This is a genomic window from Romboutsia sp. D33t1_170424_H2 (genome assembly GCF_015669105.1).
Lineage (GTDB): Bacteria > Bacillota > Clostridia > Peptostreptococcales > Peptostreptococcaceae > Romboutsia_C > Romboutsia_C hominis.
The window spans coordinates 212,458-238,633 of record NZ_JADOZQ010000003.1; the positions used below are offsets into that span (position 1 = coordinate 212,458).

General features: G+C 28.8%; 25 protein-coding genes and 1 other annotated feature. Of the genes, 5 read left to right on the forward strand and 20 right to left on the reverse strand.

The features are described 5' to 3' along the window. Nucleotides 1–38: 38 nt before the first annotated feature. Entirely contained in the window at nt 39–242 is a 204-nt protein-coding gene (locus tag I4U66_RS05745) for an alpha/beta-type small acid-soluble spore protein (protein WP_092922482.1), read from the forward strand. Nucleotides 243–413: 171 nt separating this feature from the next. Further along, on the forward strand, nt 414–950 hold the full coding sequence (locus I4U66_RS05750; protein WP_092922479.1) for a DUF4364 family protein: 537 nt from the start codon (nt 414–416) through the stop codon (nt 948–950). A gap of 2 nt (nt 951–952) precedes the next feature. On the opposite strand, the gene I4U66_RS05755 is transcribed toward I4U66_RS05750, so the two are convergent. Continuing rightward, the gene (locus I4U66_RS05755) at nt 953–1,816 is read right to left on the reverse strand and encodes a YncE family protein (protein ID WP_092922476.1); all 864 of its coding nucleotides are present in this window, start codon (nt 1,814–1,816) and stop codon (nt 953–955) included. Nucleotides 1,817–1,964: 148 nt separating this feature from the next. On the opposite strand from I4U66_RS05755, the gene I4U66_RS05760 reads away from it, so the two are divergent. Continuing rightward, nucleotides 1,965–2,210 carry a TIGR03905 family TSCPD domain-containing protein gene (locus tag I4U66_RS05760; protein ID WP_092922473.1) on the forward strand — a complete coding sequence of 82 codons (246 nt, stop codon included), beginning with the start codon at nt 1,965–1,967 and terminating at the stop codon, nt 2,208–2,210. 190 nt (nt 2,211–2,400) lie between these two features. Here the strand turns inward: I4U66_RS05760 and I4U66_RS05765 are convergent, their stop codons facing one another. The 19 genes from I4U66_RS05765 to I4U66_RS05855 form a co-directional block, all read right to left on the reverse strand. Next, nucleotides 2,401–3,708, reverse strand: coding sequence for a bifunctional folylpolyglutamate synthase/dihydrofolate synthase (locus I4U66_RS05765; RefSeq protein ID WP_092922470.1), 1,308 nt, complete (start codon nt 3,706–3,708; stop codon nt 2,401–2,403). A gap of 114 nt (nt 3,709–3,822) precedes the next feature. Beyond that, complete coding sequence (locus I4U66_RS05770) at nt 3,823–4,608, reverse strand: GNAT family N-acetyltransferase (RefSeq protein WP_092922467.1); 786 nt, start codon at nt 4,606–4,608, stop codon at nt 3,823–3,825. 166 nt (nt 4,609–4,774) lie between these two features. Continuing rightward, a complete protein-coding gene (locus I4U66_RS05775; RefSeq protein WP_092922464.1) occupies nt 4,775–5,398 on the reverse strand; it encodes a PH domain-containing protein in 624 nt (207 codons plus the stop codon). A 138-nt stretch (nt 5,399–5,536) separates the two neighbouring features. Further along, the gene (locus tag I4U66_RS05780; protein WP_271933036.1) at nt 5,537–8,203 is read right to left on the reverse strand and encodes a valine--tRNA ligase; all 2,667 of its coding nucleotides are present in this window, start codon (nt 8,201–8,203) and stop codon (nt 5,537–5,539) included. A gap of 157 nt (nt 8,204–8,360) precedes the next feature. Then, nucleotides 8,361–8,667, reverse strand: a binding site (T-box leader). Between the two features lie 87 nt (nt 8,668–8,754). Continuing rightward, on the reverse strand, nt 8,755–9,558 hold the full coding sequence (locus I4U66_RS05785) for a polysaccharide deacetylase family protein (RefSeq protein WP_195928593.1): 804 nt from the start codon (nt 9,556–9,558) through the stop codon (nt 8,755–8,757). 26 nt (nt 9,559–9,584) lie between these two features. Next, nucleotides 9,585–10,967 (reverse strand): [Fe-Fe] hydrogenase large subunit C-terminal domain-containing protein, encoded by a 1,383-nt coding sequence (locus I4U66_RS05790; protein ID WP_092922455.1) that lies wholly within the window; start codon nt 10,965–10,967, stop codon nt 9,585–9,587. 113 nt (nt 10,968–11,080) lie between these two features. Beyond that, the gene (locus I4U66_RS05795) at nt 11,081–11,968 is read right to left on the reverse strand and encodes an FUSC family protein (protein ID WP_092922452.1); all 888 of its coding nucleotides are present in this window, start codon (nt 11,966–11,968) and stop codon (nt 11,081–11,083) included. A gap of 18 nt (nt 11,969–11,986) precedes the next feature. Then, complete coding sequence (locus I4U66_RS05800; RefSeq protein WP_195928594.1) at nt 11,987–12,541, reverse strand: nucleotidyltransferase domain-containing protein; 555 nt, start codon at nt 12,539–12,541, stop codon at nt 11,987–11,989. A 213-nt stretch (nt 12,542–12,754) separates the two neighbouring features. After that, entirely contained in the window at nt 12,755–14,107 is a 1,353-nt protein-coding gene (gene gdhA / locus I4U66_RS05805; protein ID WP_092922447.1) for an NADP-specific glutamate dehydrogenase, read from the reverse strand. Between the two features lie 272 nt (nt 14,108–14,379). Next, nucleotides 14,380–15,033, reverse strand: a complete 654-nt coding sequence (gene phoU, locus I4U66_RS05810; RefSeq protein WP_092922444.1) for a phosphate signaling complex protein PhoU — start codon at nt 15,031–15,033, stop codon at nt 14,380–14,382. 25 nt (nt 15,034–15,058) lie between these two features. Beyond that, nucleotides 15,059–15,820 (reverse strand): phosphate ABC transporter ATP-binding protein PstB, encoded by a 762-nt coding sequence (gene pstB / locus I4U66_RS05815; RefSeq protein ID WP_166504706.1) that lies wholly within the window; start codon nt 15,818–15,820, stop codon nt 15,059–15,061. A 22-nt stretch (nt 15,821–15,842) separates the two neighbouring features. Further along, nucleotides 15,843–16,667, reverse strand: a complete 825-nt coding sequence (pstA, locus tag I4U66_RS05820; protein WP_092922438.1) for a phosphate ABC transporter permease PstA — start codon at nt 16,665–16,667, stop codon at nt 15,843–15,845. Between the two features lies 1 nt (nt 16,668). Next, on the reverse strand, nt 16,669–17,592 hold the full coding sequence (gene pstC, locus I4U66_RS05825) for a phosphate ABC transporter permease subunit PstC (protein ID WP_166504705.1): 924 nt from the start codon (nt 17,590–17,592) through the stop codon (nt 16,669–16,671). Between the two features lie 362 nt (nt 17,593–17,954). Next, nucleotides 17,955–18,779, reverse strand: coding sequence for a phosphate ABC transporter substrate-binding protein (locus tag I4U66_RS05830; protein WP_195238060.1), 825 nt, complete (start codon nt 18,777–18,779; stop codon nt 17,955–17,957). A gap of 309 nt (nt 18,780–19,088) precedes the next feature. Beyond that, nucleotides 19,089–20,879 (reverse strand): oligoendopeptidase F, encoded by a 1,791-nt coding sequence (gene pepF, locus I4U66_RS05835; RefSeq protein WP_092922429.1) that lies wholly within the window; start codon nt 20,877–20,879, stop codon nt 19,089–19,091. Nucleotides 20,880–21,005: 126 nt separating this feature from the next. Beyond that, entirely contained in the window at nt 21,006–21,851 is an 846-nt protein-coding gene (locus I4U66_RS05840; protein WP_166504702.1) for a DegV family protein, read from the reverse strand. 48 nt (nt 21,852–21,899) lie between these two features. Then, nucleotides 21,900–22,559: an MgtC/SapB family protein gene (locus I4U66_RS05845; protein ID WP_092922423.1), complete on the reverse strand. Its 660-nt coding sequence runs from the start codon at nt 22,557–22,559 to the stop codon at nt 21,900–21,902. A 50-nt stretch (nt 22,560–22,609) separates the two neighbouring features. Then, nucleotides 22,610–23,455, reverse strand: a complete 846-nt coding sequence (locus I4U66_RS05850; protein ID WP_166504701.1) for a mechanosensitive ion channel family protein — start codon at nt 23,453–23,455, stop codon at nt 22,610–22,612. 137 nt (nt 23,456–23,592) lie between these two features. Beyond that, entirely contained in the window at nt 23,593–23,757 is a 165-nt protein-coding gene (locus I4U66_RS05855) for an aspartyl-phosphate phosphatase Spo0E family protein (RefSeq protein WP_092922417.1), read from the reverse strand. Nucleotides 23,758–23,988: 231 nt separating this feature from the next. Between I4U66_RS05855 and I4U66_RS05860 the strand changes: the two genes are divergently transcribed. Both I4U66_RS05860 and feoB read left to right on the forward strand, forming a co-directional pair. Further along, nucleotides 23,989–24,207, forward strand: a complete 219-nt coding sequence (locus I4U66_RS05860; protein WP_092922414.1) for a FeoA family protein — start codon at nt 23,989–23,991, stop codon at nt 24,205–24,207. 12 nt (nt 24,208–24,219) lie between these two features. Then, on the forward strand, nt 24,220–26,154 hold the full coding sequence (feoB, locus tag I4U66_RS05865; RefSeq protein WP_195928595.1) for a ferrous iron transport protein B: 1,935 nt from the start codon (nt 24,220–24,222) through the stop codon (nt 26,152–26,154). The last annotated feature ends 22 nt before the right edge of the window (nt 26,155–26,176 follow it).

A 26,176-nucleotide genomic window follows, 5' to 3' on the forward strand; every position in this document is an offset into this window, starting at 1 on the left:
ATATGTATTGTACACAACATCTAAGGAGGAAATTTACTATGGCAAACAACAACAGAAAAGCTGTTCCAGAAGCTAAGGCTGCATTAAATCAAATGAAGTTAGAGATAGCTAATGAAATAGGATTAGCTAACTATGACACAATAGACAAAGGTAACTTAACAGCTAGACAAAACGGTTATGTTGGTGGCTATATGACTAAAAAATTAGTTGAAATGGCTGAAAACCAAATGGCTGGTAAATAGTATAGTAAATTCTGACATCTAAGTGATAAGAGGCTACCTAAATGGTAGTCTCTTATATTTTTACGAATAAAAAAAGATATTTTATTTATTGAATATATTCAAATTCTACTTTTATTTTTGTATATTTTGGTTTAATATATTATATAGAAATAGTTTACGGAGGATGGTACAATGTTTGAAAACTCATCTGAAGAATTAGCTTCTCACAAGCTTTTAATTTTATATATTTTAAATAAAATTAATATGGATTTAACTAATTCTCAAATTACTCAAGTTATCTTAGAAACTGAGACTATGAATTATTTTTCTCTTCAACAGTTTTTAAGTCAACTTATGGAATCTAAATTTTTAGTTACTTATGAGGATTCTGGTAAAGAATATTACTCTCTTACTCAAAAAGGGTTAGAAATATTAGAGTACTTCTTATCTAGAATACCTGAAGATACAGCTAAAAAAATAGACGAGTATATAATAAATAATAAAGAGAATCTGTTATCTGATACACAAGTAAAATCAAGCTTTGTAAAACAAAGTGATCATGAATTTATTGTTAACTTGAGAGTTATTGAAAATCAATCTAACTTAATAGATTTAAACTTAAATGTTTCATCAGAGAAACAGGCCAAGCTTATTTGTAACAATTGGAAGAAAAATGCATCATATATGTATGCAGAAGTTATAGATTTACTTATACGTGATAACCACTAAGCCTATAAACATATTATTGTTGTAGGCTCTTTTCCTGTTTTAATTTCATTTATAAACATGTGATTTATTGCATTATATACTTTTATAGAGTTATTTTGAGTATCAGATACAAATAATAATTCTTCATTTCTAGAAATAGCTAAACCTTGTGGATTCCCATTTATCTTAATTTCACCTTTAATTTCTAAGTTATTATAATCTAATATTACTACTTTTTTATGTCCTAAATCAGCTATATATACCTCACTTTTGCTATAGTTAAAGCATATTTCTACTGGTATCAAAAACTGATTTATTATATGCTTTATCTTCATATTAAATCCATCTAGTACTATTACACTTCCATCTAATGTAGATACATATACTTCATTTTTTTTAGTATCTACCTTTATATGCCATGCTTTGAAGTCTATCTTAATCTCCCTATCTATACATTTGCTTAAGGTATCTATACAGTATATAGAATTTTTACAAGGTACATATAATTTATTTTCTTTTTCATTAAAATCAAATCCATGCGGTGTTTCTCCTACACTAATTATACCTACTGGCTCTAGCGTATGTTCATTTATTATGTAAATACTATTAGAATCTTCATTAGATATATAAAGCTCTCCTTTAGATATACCTATCTGACTTAAGTTACCACCTATAGACATACTATCTATTATTTTCTTTAGTTCCAGGTCTAGTATATACATTATTCCATTACTTGAACTGGGTAAATACATTAATTTCTGCTTTTTATTTATGCAAAAATGATGCGGATAAGTCCCATCATCTAATAGTATTTCTTCAGTTTTAAAATCTTTATAATCTAATATACTTATGCTATTCGATAGATAATTTGAAATATATAGCTTCAAACTTTAGCCCCCTTTATTATTCATACATATACTATAATAGTATATTCTTTTGTATCTATATATTATTACTATCTTTTAGTATTGCAATATTGAATATATATTTGATATGATAGGATTGAAAATAATATATTAAGTTAGGGGTTTTATTATGAAAATAACATTTAAGCCAAGTGGCGTTTGTTGTAGAGAAATGAATTTTGAAGTAGATGATAACAATGTTATAACTAACGTTGAGTTTATAGGTGGATGTCCAGGTAATTTAATAGGACTTAAGCAATTAGTAATTGGTCAAAATGCATTTGAAGTAGCTGATAAGTTAGCTAATATACCTTGTGGCGGAAAAACTACTTCTTGCCCAGACCAATTATCTAAAGCTATACGCCAATCTCTATAATGTTTATTTATGAGTATCTTTAGGTATTTTACCTTATTTGATACTCTTTTTTATTTGTATAAAATATATTCTATAAATTTTTAGTTCATTTAAATAATATATTTATAAACTATTTTTTAATCGTTTTTAAAGTTGAAAAGTGCCTTAAAATAGCTATTATTACTATTTTAAGGCACTTTGTTTTATACTACTATGCTAACTCTAATGTATTATTTACTATTGTTCTAACTGCTCCTATCATATATAAAGATCCTGCACTTATTATTATATCTTCTTTTTTAGAGTTTCTTAGTGTATAATTGACAGCTTCTTCTATGTTTTCTATTGAAATTACATCGTCCACATATTTAGATATTTTTTCTTTTAAAGCTTCACAGCTTATAGCTCTTGGATTATCTGGAGTTGTTGTTATTACCTTATCAAAATAAGGCATAATTATTTTTAACACACTATCTATATCTTTATCCTCTAACATTCCTATTAAAAGAGTTCCTTTTTTGTCTCCAAAATTTTCACTTATAGATTTAGCCAAAGAACTTGCTCCATCTTCATTGTGTGCTCCATCAATTATAAATATAGGATCTTCCATTAACTTTTCTATTCTACCTGGCCACTTTGTATTTAATAGACCTATTCTAATATCTTCTTCATTTATATCTAAATTTTTAGCTTCTTTTAAGTACTCTACCACACTTAAAGCTAACATGGAATTATTAACTTGATGTTCTCCTATTAACTTTATTTCTAAGTCTTCATATGTTTTATTCATAACCTTACAGCTATATACTTGAGAATTTATATCTGATTTTTTAATTTTCATACTATCAAATGTAACTTCTATATATTTAGCATTTTTCTCTTTACATATATTTTTTATAACATCTTTTGCTTCATCACTTTGATCGTATACTATAGCTACTCCATTTTCTTTTATTATTCCACCTTTTTCATAGGCTATTTTAGCAACTGTATCTCCTAATATACCTACATGATCTAAGCTTATAGATGTTATTACACTTACTTCTGATTTGCTTATAACATTAGTAGCATCATATCTTCCACCCAATCCAACTTCTAGCGCTACAAAATCTACATTTTGTTCACAATAATAATAAAATGCCATGGCAGTTACTATTTCAAATTCTGTAGGATATGAATATCCATTTGCCACCATATATTCTATTTTTTCTTTTATTAAGGTAACTATTCTAGCTACATCATCTTCTGGTATATTTTCTCCATTTACTCTTATTCTCTCTGTGAAAGTCTCTAAAAATGGTGATGTATATAATCCAACTTTGTATCCAGCTTCCTTTAATATACTTGTTATAAAAGAACAAGTTGAACCCTTTCCATTAGTTCCTGCCACATGTATTATATTTATCTTATCTTGTGGATTTCCTAATAGTTCTAATAGTTTAGATATATTATCTAGTCCTAACCTTACACCAAACTTGTGAGTTTCTTCTATGTAATGTAATGATTCTTGGTAGTTCATTTATTATCCCCCTTAGTCATTTCTCTTTTGTTATTATTTATCTACTTTTTATTATAGTATATTTTTTACTAATTTAGTTTATAATATGATATTTAATTACATCATAATAATAAATTATTTTTCTACTAACATAGTCCATATTCCAATCTCTTTAAATCCTATCCTACGATATACTCTTCCCGCTTTTGGATTATCATAAAATAGACATAATGTCTTATTGCGTTTAAGTAAATCACTACATAGTTTAGATAAACATTTACCCATATATCCTTGTTCTCTATATTCTTTTTTAGTTGCTACCCCTACAACCATAGCAGATTTACTATTCTCTGCCGTTATTTGTGATATAGTTATTATTTCTTTGTTGTCATTTTCTATATAATAAGATACTGTGCTATTATCTTTTATTCTACTTCTTATTGTATCAACACTATATTCTACAGAAAATTCCTCTATTGTACTTAATAAATCATATATCCTTTGTGCATCCTCTTCGATGCCTAGTTTTATAGTATCATCCCATTTTAAAAGTTTTTTATCATCTTTTAATTCACAAAAATATGTAATTTTTTCTTCGTAATCTTCCAATACATCTTTAAATTTTTCTATTATAGTATCTTTTCCTGATATTATTTTTTTGCCTTTATATTTTCTTATAATATCCTTAAATTCATATACATCTTCATCTAGTTTTTCAATATATGGTATAAAATTATTTGTGTATCTTAATAAAATACCTCTTAAATTGTTATCTTCATCAAACTTTCCCCATACTTCTTGGAAATCTTTATTAAACCCATGCTGTTCAATATCTCCTATTATAAATAAATTTTTACTAGGCTCCTTTACTACATAATCTAAGACTATATTTCTATGTTTATCTTCTAGTTTCAATATCATAGCATTCTCTCCAATCTTAAATATATAGATTATATATATTCCTTTTTTCGGAAATAATATCCTTTAAAATATTTTACATTGTACTTTATCTAATAAATATAAAAGCATAGGTAGTATACCTATGCTCTATAAATCATCAATAACTTTTATAAAATTCTATGAGTTATTAGTTATTTATATATTTTTCAAATACTTCTCCAAAATCTTTATTGTTATATGTATTTCTTAAGTTTTCCATCCAGTTGAAGTTAAACTTAGCTAAGTCTTCTACTATATTTACCGGATTTCCTTCTAGATGATTTCTTGATATTGCATCATTAGCCATCTTAAGTCCATTTATACCATCTTCTACAGATGTATAATTTCTGCCTTGTATCATACTTATTTCAACTAGAGCTTTATATAAATCTTTTAACTGTTCTAGTTGTTTTTTATCTACATCTATGCTAAACCTTTCATTACCGAAATTAAACTTTATTTCTATATCTAAATCTACTGTACCTGCAGTTTCTAATGTAACTTCATCTACTCTTTCATAGTAAAATTCATGTCTTTTTACAACCCTTTTCCTACTAACTGCATTTGCTCCATCTACATGTAAAAGGCCTCTATTAGTAAATACGTATTCATCTGATTTTGACTTTATAACAAAGTATATTTTTTCTCCATCTTCATGCATTATGTAGTCGTCTCCATCAACTTTATCAAAATCTTGAGGAGATATAATCTTTCCTATATCTGATAGTCCTAATGTATCGGCTGCCATTCTTCCTAATATATTTTTTGCCATTTTTCTACCTCCTAATATAAATAAGTATTTCAATTCTCTTACTTATATTATAAACTATAATTATCCACTTATCTCAAAGATTTTTCATAACATAATAAAAGAGCTATCTCTATTTAGAGGTAGCTCTTTTTATATAAACTATTTTATTTTAGCTTCTATATTTTCTATTCTTTCAAGAACTGATTTCATCATTTCTTCGAATTTTTCTTTTTTAGCCTTTTCTTCATTAACTAAGCTTTCTGGAGCTTTAGCTAAGAATCCTTGGTTAGAAAGCTTTCCGTTAACTCTCTTTATTTCGCCTTCTAATTTAGCTTTTTCTTTATTTAATCTATCTAATTCTTTAGTGAAGTCTACTAATTCATCAAGTGGTATAAATATTTTAACTCCATCTATAACAACACTTACTGCATCTTCTGGTATACCAGCTTCATTGTCTACTATTTCAACAACTGATGCAGATGCTAATGTTACAAAGTAATCTCTACCAGCTTCCATAGCTTCTTTCTTTTCAGCTGTTGGAACTATTATAACTTTAGCTTTCTTTGATGGTGGAACATTCATTTCAGCTCTTACATTTCTTATGTTTCTTATTCCATCCATTGTTAAGTTCATCATTTCTTCTTCTTTAGCCATGTTGTCTTCTTCAGTGTAATGAGGCCACTGAGCCACTACTATACTTCCTTCTACTGTTGGAAGATGAGTGTATATTTCTTCTGTTATAAATGGCATATATGGATGAAGAAGTTTTAATATCTTCTCTAATACATATGTTAATGTATATAATGCTGTTTGTTTAGCAGCTTTATCGTCAGAGTATAATCTTGGCTTAACTATTTCTATATACCAGTCACAGTACTCAGACCAAGCAAAGTCGTAAATTTTTTGAGCAGCTATACCAAGGTCAAACTTGTCCATGTTGTCGTTAACTTCTTTAACCACATTGTTAGCTCTTGATATTATCCACTTATCAGCTAAAGTCATAGAGCTTTCAACTGATTCTCTAGTTACACCATTCATTATCTCTTCATCTATGTTCATGAATACAAATCTTGATGCATTCCATAATTTATTTGCGAAGTTTCTAGATGCTTCTACTCTTTCCATATAGAATCTCATATCATTTCCTGGAGAGTTTCCAGTAGCTAACATGAATCTTAAAGCATCAGCTCCGTATTGGTCTATTACTTCTAATGGGTCTATTCCGTTTCCTAAAGACTTACTCATCTTTCTACCTTCAGAGTCTCTAACAAGTCCGTGGATTAATACATGTTCAAATGGAGTTTCTCCCATACAGAACATTCCTGCAAATGCCATTCTTACAACCCAGAAGAATATTATATCGTATCCAGTTACAAGTACGCTTGTTGGATAGTAGTAGTTTAATTCTTCTGTATTGTGTGGCCAACCTAATGTTGAGAAAGGCCATAATGCTGAAGAGAACCATGTATCTAATACATCTTCATCTTGCTTAAATTCATGATGTCCACACTTAGGACAAGTAGTAGGCATTTCTTTAGCAACAACTACTTCTCCACACTCTTGACAGTAGTAAGCTGGTATTTGGTGACCCCACCATAATTGTCTTGATATACACCAATCTCTTATGTTTTCTAACCATTGTAAGTAAGTTTTATCAAACTTATCTGGTACAAACTTTAATTCTTGTTTCTTTAATATATCTATAGCAGGTTTTGCTAATTCATCCATCTTAACAAACCATTGATCTGATAATCTTGGTTCAACTACTGTATGACATCTATAGCAAGAACCTACATTATGATTATGATCTTTTATAGCTATTAAGTATCCAGCTTCATCTAAGTCAGCTATAAGTTGCTTTCTGCACTCATATCTGTCCATACCTTCATACTTACCAGCTAATTTGTTCATTGTTCCATCTTCGTTCATTACGTTTATCTTTTCAAGGTTGTGTCTTTGACCAACTTCAAAATCATTAGGGTCATGAGCTGGAGTCATTTTAACTGCACCAGTACCGAACTCTAAATCAACATAATCATCAGCAACTATTATTATTTCTCTGTTTACTAATGGAAGTATTGCTTTCTTTCCAACTAAGTGAGTGTATCTCTCATCTTCTGGATTTACAGCTATACCACTATCTCCAAGCATTGTTTCTGGTCTAGTAGTAGCTATTTCTAAGAATTCGTCACTACCAACTATTGGGTATTTTATATGATAGAACTTTCCATCATGTTCTTCATGTTCAACTTCTGCATCTGATAAAGTTGTTTTACAATCTGGGCACCAGTTTATTATTCTGTTTCCTCTGTATATTTGACCTTTTTCATATAACTTAATGAAGAACTCAATAACAGCTTCGTTACATCCTTCATCCATTGTGAATCTTTCTCTATCCCAGTCACAAGAGTCTCCTAATTGTTTCATTTGGTCTACTATTTTTCTACCAAATTCATTTCTCCAATCCATAGCTCTCTTTAAGAATTCTTCTCTTCCTAAATCGTACTTAGACTTTCCTTCTTGCTCTTTTATTCTTTCAACAACTTTAACTTCAGTTGCTATAGAAGCATGGTCAGTTCCTGGTTGCCATAAAGCTTCATATCCGTCCATTCTCTTCCATCTTATAAGTATATCTTGTAAAGTATGGTCAAGGGCATGACCCATGTGTAATTGTCCTGTTATATTTGGTGGTGGAAGCATTATAGTGAAAGGCTTCTTGTTTGGATTTGGTTTAGATTTAAATAATCCATCTTCAATCCACTTTGAATATAATCTTGATTCAAAATCTTTTGGATTATACGTTTTTGGTAAATTAGTGTTTTCCAATTTCATTTCCTCCTCATTTTATTTAAAATTTTATTTTTATTAAAAATTTGTCTTACTCAAATTATTAATAATACAAGTAACTTAAAAATTTCACTTCGACTAAAAGTCTTAAACTTATATATTTTATAGTATAAATAAAAAAAGAGCCATTCATCCTTATAAGGACGAAAAGCTCGCGTTACCACCTTAATTCCCAAATTGAATTCATTCATCCTTTAAGAGTTATATTCCGTATTTACTTAGCTACATCTCTTAATCATAACTTCACTAATCTATAATACAGATACTTAATAATTTGGGCTCTTTATGGATTTTAACGATTCCCACCGTCTAAACCTACTGCTAGTTCAGCTTAGAAACTCCAAAGCTACCTTCTGCAAACCTATACTAAGAAGACCTTTCAGCCTATGAGTCTTCATCTCTTTTAGTAGTATTTACATACTCCTCTTTATCATAGTTTTTATCTTATTATTTATTCTTTAATTATATCCAATTAATATTATTATTGTCAATTATTTATAATAATATATGTACTACTTTGATTTTTTTAATTAGCTTTGAAAATTTCCTTTCCAATAGTTTCGCTCTTGTGTATCTTCACTTATTGGTTCTATCTTATAACCTCTTTCTTTTAATACTCTTATAATATTATCTAAAGCTTCTACAGTTTGTTCTTTTTCATGCATTAATACTATTAAATTAGATTTATTCCTACCATAATATAATAAACTACTTAAAATATTGTCTGTTGTAGATTTCCAGTCTAGTGTGTCTAGATTCCAATCCCATATTTTATAATTATTTTCTACTAACATATCATAAGATTCTTTAGGCATATAAGGCTTGCTTCCATAAGGCAGCCTTATTAATTTTGATACATCTCCTGTTATATTATAAAGAGTTTCTTGGCAGGTTTTAAATTCATTTAATGTTGCTTGTGGTGTTTTATAGAGCTTATGTATATCATGAGTTACACTATGAAATCCCATGCCATGGCCCTCTTTTTGCATTCTATTTAATTCATCTGGATATTTCTTCATATTATCATTTATCATAAAAAAAGTTGCTTTAACTTGATTTTTTTCTAATATGTCTAATATCGAGTTAGTGTATTTAGATGGACCATCATCTATAGTTATATATGCTATCTTCTGTGGTAATAAAACAGGACCTTTTTCTTTTTGTGTTGTAGCTTCGTTTATAGTTTGAGTTAAAGTACTCGTTACTATATAATTTTCTAATAAAGTATATTTTCTATCCTCATCTTCCTTTGGTATATTAAAAATAACTATGCTTAATACAATAAATCCTACTAAAATTATAGCTAAAATTTTGTAATTTTTTTTTATATTCATCCCCCTAATCCCCTTTTTTTATTACTTTATAATCTTATATCTCTGTTAAATAATCCTAACAATTTCTCCCTGTCTTCACTTCTTAGTGTTTCTATTTTTTTCATATCCATTTTTGCTAAAAATTGAATTACATTTATATTTTCAAATGGAGTTTTTATATTTGTTTCTTTAGAATATTCTTGTACAAATGATTTACCTTTTTCTGTGTCTAAAATACGTTTTGGCCCTCCTACACATCCACCTATACATCCCATACCTTCAACAAAAGTTACATCGATGTCTTTATTTATAACTTTTTCAAGCCCTGCTTTGCAGTCTTTAGCTCCCTGAAAAGTAATAGCTTTAAAATTAGCTTTCGGATTTATTTTTTTTACACACTCTTCAATAGATTTACTTACCCCTCCTGCATGAGCATATATTCTTCCAAGAGCTGATGATTCTATTCTATTTTCTTCTACTTCTTTATCCGCTTCTATATCCAAAGCCTTAAATATCTCCTCTAATTCTTTAAATGTTAATACAAAATCTACTGCTCCTTTTATATCTTCTGCTATAGCTTCTTTCTTTTTGGCTACGCAAGGTCCAATAAAAACTACTTTAGCATCTTCGTTTAAAACCTTTATAATCCTTGCACAGGCAATCATAGGAGATACTGACTTAGATATGTTGTCTACAATTTCAGGGTAACTTGACTTTATTAAACTAATCCAAATCGGGCAACAGCAACTAGTTATAAAACATTCTTCTTTATTTTCTTTAATATGATTACAATAATCATAACTTTCTTTGACAGTAAGTATATCTGCTGCTAAAGCTACTTCTATCATGTCTTTGAAACCTACTTTTTTAAGAGCACTTCTTAGCTTACCAGGAGTTACATCATTTCCAAGTTGTCCTACAAATGATGGAGCTACAGTTGCGTACACAGGATGTTTTTTATCTTTTAGTAACTTTAAAATAGGTATGAATTGAATTTTATCAGATATTGCCCCTAAGCTACATTCTCTTATACACCCTCCACATGAATTACATGTATTGTCCTTATTACAATTAATATGCTTCTCTTTTACTAAACATTCCTTTCCATCTTCTTTGTTAACACAATGATTACACACTTGAGATATTACTGATATTATTGGTGTGCTTATTTCCTTTGTGCACATAGCTTTATTTAGCATTTCTTTTATTGTTTCATCTATTTTATCTATTGGATCTAGCCCCATAACTATTCTCATTAAATTTAATATGGCCTCTTCCCCAAATTCATTATATACGCTTTTATCTAGCACTTTTTTAGGTATATTATCTATATCATCAAATTCCTCACTCCAAATAGCTTTTATAAGTTCATTAAAAAGCTTCATTTTATAAGTATCTAATATTTTCGTATTTAAATTAATTGATTCCATGAAAAATGCCTCCTTAAATACTATATAGGTAATATTTACGAAGGCACTAAATTTTATTTATTAAATTTGTAATTTGAATATATTAAATTAATCTTTTGATTCACTAAAGCGTTTTAATATAATTTATATTGATTGTTACTATTAATAGTATGAAGTATTTCTGCTTCTTCTATTATCTTTCTTAGATGATAATTGAATACAGGACTTTTACTTTCATCTAAATCCCATTCTATTTCTTCTATTTCATAGATTTCTCTTAGAATTGCATAATTTTCTTTGCTTAAGTATAGTTTTTTATCTAATAATTCTATTGACTGTACATGGAAATATATCTCTCTACATATAATTATTGTTTCTTCTATTTTTTCTATATCTATATTATCTCTGCTATAATCTAGCTCATCTATCAACTTAGAATAAGAGCCCTCTACTTTCTTTATCTCTTTTTCTAGTTCTTTTATATTAAAACTTCCTTTTTTTAATATCTTAAGTTCTAGAAATTCTTTTGTTAATTTTTCTATAGATTGAAAATCATTTTTTGTAGTATCTAAATAGTCTGGTCTTGCTAATATATAATTAATAAATACCCCTACAACTACTCCTATTGAAGTATCTAACACTCTAAAGAATGAATACTCTGCGGGGCTAGAATTTATAACTCCAAGATGTATAGATAAAAAAGTTACACATGCAACAACTACTGCTTTATTGAGTTTAAACATATTGCATAGATATATTGTAATAATTACTCCAAGACCACAAAGTAATGCATCTCCTGGCTTAATTAGCACAATTAGAAAGCCTATTATACCTCCAAGTATCGTACCTTTTACTCTGTTAAATCCTGCTTTTAGCGAACCTTTAACTGTATCTTGCACTGATACTACACATGCTATGGTTGAGTAAAATGGATTTTGGACAATCATTGAACCTAATACAACACAAACAGCTACACTTAATCCTGTTTTAAAGGTCCTCATGCCGACTTTTTCTAATTTCAAAATTTTCCCTCCAATTTGTTATTTATTTATATTTAATAATTCTATTATTTCATTTTTTATATCATTTGGTAAGTCCTGCTCTAAATTTCTTTTTAATAATTCTTCATGTTTTATACCATTTTTAACTAAGTATTTTTTTATAATAGGTACTCTTCCTTTAGGATCTCCCATGACTAAATATGCTACAAACCAATCTTCTAAAGTTGTTGTAGGTATAACTACTTTATCTAAATTTGTTAAATACTTTATAGACTTTTCATCTAGTATAAACTTGTATATAGATTTATTTTCTAACTCTATACTAAAGTTACCCATAAATTCTACTTCTACTCCATCTATATTATACCCAAAAAACTCTTTAGTTCTAAATGGATATTTAGATGGCAAATCTAGACTTTGACCTATATTATCCATAGCCTTTTTTATTTTTTGTGAATCTTTTGCCTCTATTAATATATCTATATCCCTTGGATTTTTTACTAATCCATTAAATTTTAGCATTATAGAACTACCTATAGCCCAAGTACAATCTAATTTATTTAATATCTCTGCAATTTTCTTTAAAATGTCCATATTTTTTAAACTCCTATCTTTATAATATATTTCTTATTAATCATGTTTATAATTAATCCTTATTATTTGTTTATTTTTTAGATTTATATTATAACATGAGAAATATTGATTTATTTTTATTACAAATAAAAAAGAGATATCCAAAAGGATACCTCTCTTTTTTATTCAATGAATTTGAAAAATCTATATTATTTATAACGATATAAGTTTAACTTATATTACACCTTGACTCATCATAGCATCTGCAACTTTTAAGAATCCAGCTATGTTAGCACCTACAACATAGTTTCCAGCATGACCATATTGTTCAGCAGCATTTTTAGATGCTTCAAATATGTTCTTCATTATTACTTGTAATTTTTCTTCAACTTCTTCAAATGTCCAAGATAATCTCATACTATTTTGAGACATTTCTAAAGCAGAAGTAGCAACTCCACCAGCATTTGCAGCTTTAGCAGGAGCAACTAATAATCCTTTTTCTAAGAAATAGTCAACAGCTTCATTTGTACAAGGCATGTTAGCTCCTTCTCCAATTACTTTAGTTCCATTTTCAACTAATATCTTAGCTGATTCTAAGTTTATATCATTTTGAGTAGCACAAGGCATAGCTATATCACACTTAACAGTCCATATTCCTTTTTGACCTTCAACGTATGTAGCACCTTCTTTTCTAGCTACATATTCTTTTATTCTCTTTCTTTCTACTTCTTTTATTTGCTTAACTATACTTAAATCTATACCATTTTCATCTACTATATATCCAGAAGAGTCACACATAGCTATTACTTTAGCTCCATGTTCCATAGCCTTTTGAGCTGCATATATTGCAACATTTCCTGAACCTGATATAACAACTCTCTTGCCTTCAAATGTATCTTTGTGATAGTTTAACATTTCGTTTACAAAGTATACAACTCCAAATCCAGTAGCTTCTTTTCTAGCTAAAGAACCTCCATAAGTTAATCCTTTACCAGTTAATACTCCAGCATCATAAGCATTTCTTATTCTCTTATATTGTCCAAATAGGAATCCTATTTCTCTAGCTCCAACTCCTATATCTCCAGCTGGTACGTCTATATCTTTACCTATGTGTCTATATAATTCAGTCATAAAACTTTGACAGAATCTCATTATCTCATTATCAGATTTTCCTTTAGGGTTGAAGTCAGATCCACCTTTTCCTCCTCCTATTGGTAATCCAGTTAAAGAATTTTTGAATATTTGTTCAAATCCTAAGAATTTTATTATACTTAAGTTAACAGATGGATGGAATCTAAGTCCTCCTTTGTATGGTCCTATTGCACTGTTAAATTGTACTCTAAATCCTCTATTTACATGTACTTTTCCATTGTCATCAACCCAAGGCACTCTAAACATTATTTGTCTTTCTGGTTCAACTATTCTTTCTAATATACTTGCATCTATGTATTCTGGATGTTTTTCTAAAACACCTTCTAATGAATGTAAAACTTCTTCTATTGTTTGATGGAATTCTGGTTCTCCATTATTTCTAGCTTTTACATCATCGATAACTTTTTCTATTACTTCTTTAACATTGTTCCCCATTTTTATTAGCCCCCTTTGAAATTGAAAACATTTTCAATTAAATAGTACTCCACTATATCTATAATATCAACACCTTCTAATTTATTGAAATTTTCTGAATCTTCCTTAATTAGGACTATTTAAATTCCCATATAAAAATTATATATATTTTTTTGCTTCCTTTATCTATCTTGATTCTTAATTTGACTAATCTCTAAAATTTTTAATTTATAGCTTATTTGTAAATTAAATCATAAATTATCTCAAATTATAAATAGGATAAAGCTTTTACTTTATCCTATCTCAACCATTTCACCTTTTATAGCATATATTATTTTTTCACATACATTAGTGCTGTGATCACCTATTCTTTCTAAGTACCTTCCTACAAATAAAAGCCTTACTCCCTGATTTATAGTAGTTGAATTCTTATTCATAACTTCTAAGCAATCTACGTGTATTTGTTCGTATAAATTATCTATCTTGTCGTCCCTTTTTGCTATATCATAGCAAAGGTCTTCATCTTCATTTTCCAAAGCTTTATAAATATCATTAAGCATATCAGTACATATTTTAGCTGATTTTGGTATATCAATTAATTCCTTTATATAGGCTTCATCACCTATTTTTAAAGTTTCTTGTGCTATATTAACTGCATAATCTCCTATTCGTTCTAAATCAAGTGCTATATTTCCTAGAGCATATATATATCTTAAATCTTTTGCCATTGGTTGTTTTAATGCTATAAGTTCAATACTTCTATCTCTTATATATTCTCTTAGAGTATCTATCTCATCATCTTCTTTTATTACTTTTTTTGCTCCCTCTAAGTCTTTATTGATCATAGAGTTAATAGAATTATCTACTGCTTCCCTACACCTTTTTATCATTGCTAATGTGTAGTTTTTAAGTGTGTTTATACTTAACTCTAAACTTGTATCAACCATATATTTACTCCTTTTCTTATAAGTTTTATCCAAATCTTCCTGTTATATAATCTTCTGTACGCTTATCCGTTGGAGTTGTAAACATAGTTTTTGTGTCACTAAACTCTACTACTTCTCCAGTTAAGAAGAATGCTGTTTGGTCAGATACACGTGCCGCTTGCTGCATATTATGTGTAACTATTACTATAGTATATTCATCTTTTAAAGACTCTATTAACTCTTCTACCTTTGCTGTAGATATAGGATCTAGCGCTGATGTGGGCTCATCCATAAGTATTACTTCTGGTTTCATAGCTATTGTTCTTGCTATACATATACGTTGCTGTTGACCTCCAGATAGCCCTAGTGCAGATGATTTTAATCTATCTTTTACTTCATCCCAAATAGCTGCCCCTCTTAAGCTTTCTTCAACGATCTTGTCTAAAACTTTTCTATCTTTTATTCCATGTGTACGAGGTCCATAGGCTACATTATCATATATACTCATTGGGAATAAGTTTGGCTTTTGAAATACCATTCCTACCTTAGTACGTAATTTTATTACATCTTCACTTTTATATATATCTTCTCCATCTACCTCTATTTGTCCTTCTATTCTGACATTGTCTATTAAATCATTCATTCTATTTAAAGTTCTTAAAAATGTTGACTTACCACATCCAGAAGGACCTATTAATGCAGTAACCTTCCTTTCTTCTATATTCATATTTATTTTCTTTAATGCTTGATTATTTCCATAATATAAATCTAAATTTTTTATACTTATCTTTGTATTATTTAAACTCATCTTTTACACCTCGTAAAATTTCTTAGTAATTTGCTTTATTTAATTTCTTAGCCACTACTTTAGCTAATGTATTTAATATTAGTACCATTATTATTAACACAATTCCTATAGCTGCTGCTCCTTGTATATCTCCTTTTTCTTTTGTAAGTAAATATGCATGAACTGTTAATGTTCTAGCACTATCAAATATAGTTCCTGGCATTTGTGCAACTGTTCCTGCTGTTAATAATATAGCCGCTGATTCTCCGATAACACGACCCACTGATAATATAACTCCTGATAGTATCCCTGGTATTGCACTGGGAAGTACTACTTTATATAAGGTTTGGAACTTAGTTGAACCTAAAGCTAATGATGCTTCTCTATAACTTTGTGGTACTGTCTTTAAAGATTCCTCTGTTGTTCTTATTATTACTGGCAATATAATTATTGCTACTGTCAATGCCCCTGAAAGTATTGAGTACTTCATTCCTAAGGTAACTACAAAAAATATTCCCCCGAATAATCCATATATTATTGATGGTATACCTGCTAAACTCTCAGTCGCAAATCTTATTATTGTTACTAATCTTCCTTTTTTAGCATACTCTTGTAGATATATTGCTGATAATATACCTATTGGCGTTGCCACTATTATTGATAAAAGTACCATATAAACTGTGGATACTATCATCGGTAGTATTCCTCCACCACCCATTGGCGAATAATCACTAAATAAGAATGATGGATTTATTCCTTTTATACCTTGCATAAATATATATCCGACTATCACAATTAATGTTGTTACTGTAAATGCCGCAGATAAATAAACTGATGTTTTTAATATATTTTCTTTAAATTTTCTCATGCTAATCTACCGCCTTATTTGAAACTTTGTTTAATACTATATTTAAGATTAATATAAACGTGAATAATACAACTCCTGTTGCAAATAACATTTCTTGATGTGTCCCAAATGCATATCCCATCTCTAGTGCTATGTTTGTAGTAAGTGGTCTTACACTATCCATTAGAGATGATGGCATTACTGGAGAGTTCCCTGCAACAAGTATTACTGCCATAGTTTCACCTAATGCTCTACCTATTCCAAGTATAACTGCTGCTAATATTCCTGACTTTGCAGCTGGTAATACAACTTTAAATATTGTCTCTATATTCGATGCACCTAATGCTAATGAACCTTCTTTATATGCCTTTGGTACTGCTCTTATTGCTGTTTCAGATACCGAGATAATAGTAGGTAACATCATAATTGCTAAAACTATTATCACTGCCAATAAACTTTGGCCTTTTGGTAAATTAAATATGTTTTGTATTGCTGGTACTATAACTGCTAAACCAAATATTCCATATAAAACTGATGGTATACCTGCTAATAGTTCAACTGCTGGAGATATTATTTTAGCTAATTTTTTTGGAGCTAGTTCAGCTATAAATACTGCTGTAAGTATACCTACTGGTACTCCTATTATTAAAGCTCCTGTCGTTGCAATTAATGATGCAACTACCATTGATGAAATTCCAAATTTATCTGCACTTGGTATCCATTTACTTCCAGTTATAAATTCTATAAATGAATAATCTTTAAATAAAAATGGTGTTAAACCTTTATAGAATACAAATCCTATTATTAAAAGTAAACTTGCAACTGCTATTAATGCACTTATCATAAATACGTTCTTAGATATTTTCTCTGCTATATATTTATTCTTGTTGTTGCTATTTTTATTGTCTCTTTGTTCTATGCTTACTATACGAGACTTAACTAACATAAAAATCCTCCTCAAAAATCCTCAATATATTTCTTATTCATTATTTTTTATTATTCCTTACACACATATAGTATTATTTCTAGGTTAAATCCATATTAGATTTCCGTTAACTTGAAGTAAAATAAAAGGCATTTTTTTAACATAGATTTTACTTTTTATGTTTTCGTTAAATTTATGTAAAAATTTGCTTAATTTCACCAATGATATGTTAGTACACTTACTATGAATACGTCTGTTACTCAATTTGGCAATTTAAAATTAGAAATTTTCATAGATCAGATAATTTCCAATCACTTAGCATATTAAAATAGAAAAAAGACACATAACTATATGTGCCTTTTTTCTTAAAATAATGAGGATATTTATTTTATGCTTATAAGCCCTTCACCTTCTACTATTTTCTGACCTTCTTCACTTAATATGAACTCTACAAATTCATTTCCTTTTTCAGTAATATTTTCTTCTTTACTAACTAGTAAAAATGGTCTAGCTAGAGGATATTTCTTATCCTTAACATTTTCTACTGTTAATTCTTGTCCTTCTACTGTCAATTGTTTTACTTTATCATCAACATATGAAGATGATATATATCCTATTGCATTTTCATTACCTTCTACTGTAGATTTTATATTTCCTGATCCATCACTTATTTGTGCATCTTGAGTTAACTCATCTGCTTCAAATCCAACTATTTCCTCAAAAGCCCCTCTAGTTCCTGATCCATCTTCTCTTGATACTACTACTATTGGAGCATCTTTTCCTCCAACTTCTTTCCAGTTATTTATCTTCCCTGTGTATATATCCTTTATTTGCTCAATACTTAAATCTTTTACTTCATTTGATTTATTAGTAATTACTGCTATAGCATCTAATGCTATTTCAGTTTCCTTTAATCCTGCTTGCTTTTCTTCATCCTTTAAATCTCTAGATGCCATACCTATTTGAGATGTTCCATCTATTGCATTTTTTATACCTGCTGAAGATCCCAATTGCTGAACTTCTATAGATACACCTTCATTCTTACTTTGAAAATCTTGTGCTAGTATCTCTACTACTGGCCCTACTGAAGTTGAACCTGACATTGTAATCTTATCTCCATTTGATTCCGAGCTTGACCCACATCCTACTGCTAAACTTCCTACTAATATTGTACTTGATAATAAAACTGCTATTTTTTTCTTGAACATAATATTCCCTCCATATGTATTTGATAATTTACTTTAATTTTTATTCATATTTATGCTACAATTCTTTGTTTATTTTGCTTTTCTTTATACTTTAATATTACAGTTATTTTGTTAAGTAAATATTATGAACAAGTTAAAGGGATGTAAATTATGTTAAGAAAAAGTAAAATTCAATATAGTTCATTTCACCAACAACATGACTTTAAATTCGCCTTAAGCGATGCTTCCACGAAACACTTAAATATATATTGCTCAAACTATAAAAAGGCTTAAAGTTATTAATAACTTAAGCCTTTTTAATGTTCTGTTTTATCCTTTATATTCTTTTTCTAATTTATCAACTAGTCCTTTAAATATTTGTAGAGCTTCTTCAACAGATTCTTTTTTCTCCATGTCTACTCCAGCTTTTCTTAGTTGATCTAATGGATATTCAGACCCTCCACTCTTTAAAAATTCTATATATCTTTCTACTGCTGGCTTACCTTCTTCAAGTATTTGTTTACTTAAAGCACTTGCCGCTGAGAATCCTGTTGCATATTTATATACATAGAAGTTTGAATAAAAATGAGGTATTCTAGCCCACTCTAATCCTATTTGCTCATCAACCACACAAGATTCTTTGTAGTATTTCTCATTTAATTTATAATATATATCAGTAAACTCTTTTGCCGTTAATGGCTCTCCACTTTCAACACTTTCATGAGTTATTTTTTCAAATTCAGCAAACATAGTCTGTCTATATACAGTTGTTCTAAATTGCTCTAAATAATAATTTAGAAGATATAATGTTTCTTCCTTAGACTTAGAATTTTCTAATAAATAGTTTATTAATAATAGCTCATTTAGAGTAGATGCAACTTCTGCTACGAATATTTTGTAGCTTGAATATATATATGGCTGAGTAGTTCTTGAGTAGTAACTATGCATAGAGTGACCTAATTCATGTATTAACGTAAATAAAGAATTTAAATCATCTTTATAACTCATTAATATGTATGGATGAGAATCGTAACTACCCCAAGAATACGCTCCACCTTGCTTACCTTCATTCTCATATACATCTATCCATCTTTCATCAAAGGCTCTTTGTATTAGCTTTAAGTATTCATCTCCTAATGGTTTTAAAGCATTTAATATTATTTCCTTAGCCTCTTCATAAGTTATCTTCATATCAAATTTGTCAGTTAAAGGAACATATAAATCATACATATGTATTTCTTCTAATCCTAAAAACATTTTCTTTAGATCTACATATTTATTTAGTGTTGGTAAACTTTCATCTACAGCTTTTATAAGATTATTATATACATCCACACTTATATCATCCTGGAATAATGATGCCTCTAGTGCTGATTTGTATTTTCTTATTTTAGAGTAGAATATTTCTGACTTTATGCCTCCATATAACGTTGATGCAAATGTATTTTTATATTTACCATATACTAAGTACATAGCTTCAAAAGCATCTTTTCTAACTCTAGGATTCTTACTCTTTAAAAATACAGAGTAATTAGAGTGTGTAAGTTTAACCTTATTACCTTCTTCATCTTCTATTTCTGGAAATTCTAAGTCTGCAAAAGAAAACATATCATATACATCTTCTGATACTTTAGTTATGTCAGATGCTGCAGCTAATATTTCTTCTTCTGATTCACTTAATGTATGTGGCTTTTCTCTTAAAATTTCTTTTATATGTTTTTCATAGAAAGATAATTTTTCATCCTTCATAAATTCTTTTAACTTCTCCTCTTCTATGGCTATTATTTCAGGTACCATATAAGATGTAGCTGTAGATAATTCAGTAGCTAACATATCTGTTTTTGTAGCTAAACCTTGATTTTCATTTATTCTTGTATCCTCATGTTGCTTCATATGAGTATATACATATAAGTTTTGTAAAAGTCTTGATGCTTGTTCTGATATATTTAGTGCGTTATATAAATTCTCAAAACTCTCTGCTAGCTTTCCTTTGTATTCTTTAGCCTTTTGTATAAGTTCTTTAACCTTACTTATGTCTTTTTCTACTTCATCTTTATTCTTATACATCTGCTCTAAATTCCATTTGAATTTATCTTCTATTTTACTTCTATCTAATCCCATAGCTTTTCTCCTTTAATATATTAATTTTTATCTAGAGTTTATGGTTCTTAAATCTAATATTCTTATTACACTATTAATGTAAAAATTTTTATACTAATATTTTGAGTAAATATTACCTAATATATACTATAAAACAGATACTAATATAGCACCTTCAGATGTGAACGTTCCCATTATAGGACCTATCTCTGCTATTAATACTTCTTTGAAGTTTAGATTTCCTTCTACTATGCTCTTTATTTTTTCTGCTTTATCTATACAATTAGCATGACCTATTATAACTGTTTTTTCATCTTGGTGTCCTACATTGTTTTCTACATACTCTAAGGCTTTTTTTATACTATTACTTCCGCCTCTTGCTTTGTCTATAGGTTTAACAAGACCATCTTCTATTTTTATTATAACTTTAAAGTTTAATGCATTTATTATCTTTCCAGCAACTTTGTTTATTCTACCACCTTTTATTGCATTTTCTAATGTTTCTAAAGCTCCAAAGAATACAATTTCTTCTTTGTATCTTTCTATGTGCTCTAGTATTTCATCCATATTTTTACCAGCATCTATAAGTTCGCTGCATTTTAATATCATTGATGCAACCCCAATAGACCCACTTGCACTATCTATAACTTCAATTCTTTTATATGGATTTTCTTCTAAGTACATTTCTTTAGCTAAAACAGCATTATTATAAGTGCTAGATAGCTTAGAAGTTAATGTAAATACTAAAAGCTCTTCATCATCACCTTTATAAAGCTCTAAAAATCTATCTGGAGATGGACTTGAAGTTTTAGGTAATTCTTTACTTTCTTTCATTTTTTTATAGAAAGTTTCAGAATCTATATCAATTCCCCCTATATAACTATCTTCTCCAAAAGCTACATTTATTCCTACTACATCTGGTCTTGCTCTATCTAATACTTCCTGTGGAAAATCGCATGATCCATCTGTTATTATTCTTATTTTTTTTGTCAATTTATACACCTCAACCTAAATTTTTAATTATACTTATTCTATATTATTTTAGTGTAAATAATCTACACTTATTATATTTTTTAACATATTCAATTCTTTTACTAACTCATCTACTATTATTCTTCTATCATGAACTAGAAAAAAGCTCAATTTCCAAAGGGATTCTCCCTCAGCTTCTATATCAATACTTTTAACTTCTATTTGAGATTTTTTAAAGATTGAATATAGCATAGATATACTTCCCATGTTATCTATAACAACATTAAAAATAGTATATTTTTTTCTAAAAAGTATTTTGTCTATATTCTTCAATATGTATAGTGTTATCATAACAAATAGCCAAGCACTTATACTTAAGACATAATATCCATACCCTATTGTTATACCAATACATGCAGTTGCCCATATACCTGCGGCAGTCGTTAATCCTCTTATTCCATTTGAGGTTTTTAGTATAGCACCTGCACCTAAAAAACCAATTCCTGATAATACCTGTGCAGTTAATCTTGCAGGATCAACATTAGCATATTCTCTATAATCAAAAAATAAATACAAAGATGTTATTGCTGTTATACATGAGCCAACAGATACTAAGATGTGTGTTCTAAATCCTGCAAATTGATGTGACTTTTCTCTTTCAAGCCCTGTTAACCCCCCTATAACTAACGCTATAAGTAACCTCAGAATCACTTCTTTATGGTCTGCCACTCAAATCCCCCCCTATTTCATATAAACAATATATAAGAAATATTTATACTCTAAAAATCTCCTCTATATTCATTATCGTTGTGTAATATATTTATATGTGTCGGGTAAGCTATTCGTACTTTGTTATTTCTAAATACAATAAGTATCTGTAATTTAGTATCTCTAAGTGCATTAAAATACTTATAAGAATATACTATACCTGTTATTGTATATTTTGCTCCCACTGGACTATCTTCTATATCTGTTACTCCATATACATTAAAAGGACCTTTAGGTTTACCTGATGGTAATTTAAATAGATAATTTTTATATTGTTCATTCATTATATTGCATACTTCTTCTAAAGATTCTAGCACCTTCATTGGATCCTCTTCATAAGGTACCCTTACATGTACTACAACCCTCATTCTCTCCTTGCTAAAATTTCTTATGCTACTTATACTACCATTTGGAATAGTAATTCTTTTTAAATCCCAATCCCTTAAACTAGTGCTTCTAACTCCTATTTCTTCTATAGTTCCTCTAAAAGTTTCATTTATTATTACAAAATCTCCTACTTGCATTTGCTTTTCAAATAATACAAAAAATCCATTAAATATATCTTTTAATATACTTTGAGATGCAACCCCTGCTAGTATACCTACTATACTAGCACCAGTAACTAATGTCCCAAATTTAGTTATATCCACTATTTGAAATTCCCTTAATATGAGAACTGTACTTGTCAAGAATATGATGTAATAAGAAATTGATGATAATACGCTACAAAGGGTATTTTCGTATCTTACATCAAATTTAGTTATTTTACATATCTTGTTAAGACTATATTGTATAAGTTTCAATATTGAATATGATGCTGCTATAATTGCTATTGATCTTAAAAAACTACCTATCATAATAAATATCATCCTTACAAATTAATTTTGTTATTAAATCATATAATTATTTAATATTCTCACTTTGTACTAAACATATACAATATTAAGGATGAACATATGATTTTTGAGTATAAAAAAACCCACTTTAATGTGGGTTACTTATTACTCAAATTCATATACTTATTTATTAATATATCTATCTTATTACTCGTATCGACTATCTCTTCTTTAAATATCTCTGGATATTCTATATAAGTATTAATCTCATCTCTTAGTGCTTCTATTTCTTTTTTTAATGCTTCTAACTCACCATTAGCCATATCATCACCACTATTACAAATTTATATAATTTCAATTATATAATAACAAATAAAACCATTATTTGTCAATATTATAGCGGTAAAACGTTATTTTTTAACCAATTTAATTTTATTTCATCAGTTTTCTTACTGTACGAAAATATTTATTCTTAAATATTAGTTATTAGTTGACAATCAAAATCATTATTGATACAATTTAAGTGATAATGAATTTCATTAGGAGGTATAAAAATGACTGTTTACGATTTAAAAGTAGGTCAAAGAGGTACTATTAATAATATAAATGGAAACGAAAAATTAGCTAAGAGATTATTAGCTTTAGGATGTATAAATAATACGGAAATAGAAGTAAAAAAAATTGCTCCTTTAGGAGACCCTATAGTAGTTAGATTTAGAGGATTAGATCTTGCTATAAGAAAATCTGACGCTAAAAACATTACATTAAAATAAGGAAGTGATAAAATGATTAACGTTGCGTTACTTGGAAACCCTAACGTTGGTAAAACTACGGTTTTCAATCTGCTTACAGGTGCTAACCAACACGTTGGTAACTGGCCTGGAGTTACTATAGATAAAAAAGAAGGTATTTTAGAAAAAGATATTAATATAGTAGACTTACCTGGTATTTATGCTATGGATACTTTCTCTAATGAAGAAAAAGTATCAAAGAGATTTTTAGAAGAAGGAAATGTAGATGTTATAGTAAATGTAGTTGATGCATCTAGTTTATCTAGAAACCTTTACTTAACAACTCAACTTATGGAATTTAAAAAGCCTATAATACTTCTTCTTAATATGGTGGATGTAGCTGAGACTAAAGGAATTCATATAGATGTGGATAAACTATCTAGAGAACTTAATATGACAGTAATTCCTATAATAGCTAAAAAGAAAGAAGGAACTGATAAAATAGCTCCTGCTATAAGAAAAGTCGCTAACAATAAACCTAATTATAATACTAATTTCGGATCTGAAAGTGAAACTTATAAAGAAATAGAAGATATATTAAGTAGATGTTGTAATCTACCTCATAACAATAAAAAAACTATCACTGATAAAATAGATAAGTTTGTATTAAATCCTGTTTTAGCTTACCCTATATTTATAGCCGCACTAATGTTATTATTCAAATTTACATTTGATTGGGTTGGAGGTCCTTTACAAGAAGGATTAGGTGGTTTAATAGAAACATATGTAGCAGGCCCTGCTGATGTTTTATTAGCTAATGCTAGTCCTTGGTTTAGATCATTAATTATAGACGGTATAATTGGTGGTGTTGGAGGTACTTTACCTTTCTTCCCTCTAGTATTTGCTTTATTCTTTGGTATGTCATTCTTAGAAGACAGTGGTTATATGTCAAGAACAGCTTTCTTAATGGATAACATAATGAGAAAAGTTGGCCTATCTGGTAAAGCATTTATACCTATGGTTATGGGATTTGGATGTTCTTCTCCTGCTATAATGGCAACTAGAACATTAGAAAGCGAAAAAGATAGAAAAGTAACAGCGCTTATAGCTCCACTTATGACTTGTAGTGCTAGATTACCTATATATGCATTATTTGTTGGTATATTCTTCCCTAAAAATGCTGCATTAGTTACTTTATCTCTTTATTTATTAGGAATTGTAGTAGCTATAATAATAGCTTTTATATTAAATAAAACTGCTTTTAATGCAGAAGTTGAACCTTTTATACTAGAACTTCCTGAGTATAAATTACCTACTATAGGTTCTTTATTTAAAAATGCTTGGAGTAAATCAAAAGGATTCTTAACTAAAGTAATTACTGTTATGTTTGCAATGTCAGTTGTAATTTGGGTTTTATCATCATTTAACTTCAGTGGATATACACCAGATTTAAATAACAGTTTCTTAGCTTATGCAGGACATTTAATAGCTCCTATATTTGCACCATTAGGATTTGGTGATTGGAAAGCTGCTGTATCTATACTTACAGGTCTTGGAGCTAAAGAAATAGTTGTTAATACTATGGGTGTACTTTATGGTGATTTAAAGGTTGTTTTACCAACAGTATTCACTGCCCTTAGTGCATATGGATTCTTAGTGTTTACATCATTATATACTCCTTGTATTGCAGCTCTTGCTACAATGAAAAAAGAGTACGGAAGCAAAATGATGTGGATATCATTTATATATCAATTTGTAATTGCATGGATTGGTGCATTTATAGTTAGAATAATCGGAGGAACTTTATTTGCAGTAGAATCTGGTAGCTCAATTGCGGAACTTGCAGTTGGTGGATTAATAATAGCTATATCAGTTATATTCATATTTAGAAAGTTTACTTCTAAAAATGTATCTTCTGGTTGTAGTGGATGCTCTGGATGCGCTAGTAGCGGATCTTGTCCATCACAAGTTAAAAGTAAAGCTAAATAGAAATTAAATATAATTTAGTATA

Excerpts from the sequence above, each read along its gene's own strand:
- I4U66_RS05745 (WP_092922482.1), top strand. The coding sequence starts at position 39 with ATGGCAAACAACAACAGAAAAGCTGTTCCAGAAGCTAAGGCTGCATTA.
- I4U66_RS05750 (WP_092922479.1), top strand. The coding sequence starts at position 414 with ATGTTTGAAAACTCATCTGAAGAATTAGCTTCTCACAAGCTTTTAATT.
- I4U66_RS05760 (WP_092922473.1), top strand. The coding sequence starts at position 1,965 with ATGAAAATAACATTTAAGCCAAGTGGCGTTTGTTGTAGAGAAATGAAT.
- I4U66_RS05765 (WP_092922470.1), bottom strand. The coding sequence starts at position 3,708 with ATGAACTACCAAGAATCATTACATTACATAGAAGAAACTCACAAGTTT.
- I4U66_RS05770 (WP_092922467.1), bottom strand. The coding sequence starts at position 4,608 with ATGATATTGAAACTAGAAGATAAACATAGAAATATAGTCTTAGATTAT.
- I4U66_RS05775 (WP_092922464.1), bottom strand. The coding sequence starts at position 5,398 with ATGGCAAAAAATATATTAGGAAGAATGGCAGCCGATACATTAGGACTA.
- I4U66_RS05785 (WP_195928593.1), bottom strand. The coding sequence starts at position 9,558 with ATGAATATAAAAAAAAATTACAAAATTTTAGCTATAATTTTAGTAGGA.
- I4U66_RS05790 (WP_092922455.1), bottom strand. The coding sequence starts at position 10,967 with ATGGAATCAATTAATTTAAATACGAAAATATTAGATACTTATAAAATG.
- I4U66_RS05800 (WP_195928594.1), bottom strand. The coding sequence starts at position 12,541 with ATGGACATTTTAAAGAAAATTGCAGAGATATTAAATAAATTAGATTGT.
- gdhA (WP_092922447.1), bottom strand. The coding sequence starts at position 14,107 with ATGGGGAACAATGTTAAAGAAGTAATAGAAAAAGTTATCGATGATGTA.
- phoU (WP_092922444.1), bottom strand. The coding sequence starts at position 15,033 with ATGGTTGATACAAGTTTAGAGTTAAGTATAAACACACTTAAAAACTAC.
- pstB (WP_166504706.1), bottom strand. The coding sequence starts at position 15,820 with ATGAGTTTAAATAATACAAAGATAAGTATAAAAAATTTAGATTTATAT.
- pstA (WP_092922438.1), bottom strand. The coding sequence starts at position 16,667 with ATGAGAAAATTTAAAGAAAATATATTAAAAACATCAGTTTATTTATCT.
- pstC (WP_166504705.1), bottom strand. The coding sequence starts at position 17,592 with ATGTTAGTTAAGTCTCGTATAGTAAGCATAGAACAAAGAGACAATAAA.
- I4U66_RS05830 (WP_195238060.1), bottom strand. The coding sequence starts at position 18,779 with ATGTTCAAGAAAAAAATAGCAGTTTTATTATCAAGTACAATATTAGTA.
- pepF (WP_092922429.1), bottom strand. The coding sequence starts at position 20,879 with ATGGGATTAGATAGAAGTAAAATAGAAGATAAATTCAAATGGAATTTA.
- I4U66_RS05850 (WP_166504701.1), bottom strand. The coding sequence starts at position 23,455 with ATGATAGGTAGTTTTTTAAGATCAATAGCAATTATAGCAGCATCATAT.
- I4U66_RS05855 (WP_092922417.1), bottom strand. The coding sequence starts at position 23,757 with ATGGCTAATGGTGAGTTAGAAGCATTAAAAAAAGAAATAGAAGCACTA.
- I4U66_RS05860 (WP_092922414.1), top strand. The coding sequence starts at position 23,989 with ATGACTGTTTACGATTTAAAAGTAGGTCAAAGAGGTACTATTAATAAT.
- feoB (WP_195928595.1), top strand. The coding sequence starts at position 24,220 with ATGATTAACGTTGCGTTACTTGGAAACCCTAACGTTGGTAAAACTACG.